The 1,267-nt window shown below is 70.7% G+C and carries 1 protein-coding gene; it reads left to right on the top strand.

Annotated features, from left to right (window positions below; translation table 11 throughout):
- Positions 1 to 1,267: exodeoxyribonuclease V subunit alpha (gene recD, locus ACESMD_RS15490; protein WP_372614732.1), on the top strand; the 1,267-nt coding region annotated here is incomplete at both ends.

Here is a 1,267-nt window from a genome sequence, read left to right as displayed (position 1 = left end):
GGACGACCCGCCGCCGCTGCCCAGCGCCCTGCTGGAAGCCCTCAGCCCGGCGAGTTGGCAGGCCGCGCTTTACCACCCGCTGCTGGTGGGCGACGGCCCAGGCAACACCCCGTTGGTGCTCGACGGCACCCGCCTCTACCTGCGCCGCTACTGGCACCACGAGCGCTCGATCCAGCAGCATATCGCCGTCAAGCTCGGCGGTGAGAGCTCGGCTAGCTCTGCTGGGAGACCGCGGTTCGACGACTCGACTCTGCCGTGCGATGGCACGGGAACTAGTGGGAGGCCGACTCTGCTGGGTGATGGCACGGGAGCTAGTGGGAGGCCGGCTCTGCCGGGCAATGGCACGGGAGCTAGTGGGAGGCCGGCTCTGCCGGGCAATGGCACGGGAGCTAGTGGGAGGCCGGCTCTGCCGGGCGATGGCGCCGAGAGGCGCCTGGATCAGGCAATTAACATTGATGCCCTCTCCCAAGCCCTGGCCGCCCTCTTCCCCGCCACCGCGACCCTCGACTGGCAGAAGGCCGCCTGCGCCCTGGCCGCCCGCTCGCCCTTCGCGGTGATCACCGGCGGCCCCGGCACCGGCAAGACCACCACCGTGGTCAAGCTCCTCGCCCTGCTCCAGACCCTGGCCCTGAACGAGGGCAGCCGTGCCCTGCGCATCCGCCTGGCCGCCCCCACCGGCAAGGCCGCCGCCCGGCTCAACGAATCCATCGCCGGCCAGGTCAGCTCCCTGCAGCTGGATGGCCTGGCCACCCTGTGGGAGGCCGCTTCAGCGGGCGAATGCAGTGTTGATACGCTCCGATCTGCCATACCGACACAGGTGACCACCCTGCACCGCCTGCTGGGCTCGCGCCCCGACACCCGCCATTTCCGCCACCATGCCCACCATCCGCTGCAGCTGGACGTGCTGGTGGTGGATGAGGCCTCGATGGTCGACGTGGAGATGATGGCCGCCCTGCTCGACGCCCTGCCGCCCCGCGCCCACCTGGTGCTGCTGGGCGACAAGGACCAGCTCGCCTCGGTGGAAGCCGGCTCGGTACTCGGCGACCTCTGCGCCAGGGCCGACGGCGGCCACTACACCCCCGACACCGCAGACTGGCTTGACCGTGCCACCGGCCAGCGGCTTCCCGCGGATGTCATCGACCCGGACGGCCGGCCGCTGGACCAGGCCATCGCCATGCTTCGGGTCAGCCATCGCTTCGATGCGGAAAGCGGCATCGGCCGGCTGGCAGCTGCGGTGAACGGCAACGACACCGGCAGGCAGAAGCGC

Source organism: Halomonas sp., from assembly GCF_041689495.1.
Lineage (GTDB): Bacteria > Pseudomonadota > Gammaproteobacteria > Pseudomonadales > Halomonadaceae > Halomonas.
Note: the sequence above shows the minus strand (reverse complement) of the source record. Positions and strands in the feature narration are given on the sequence as shown.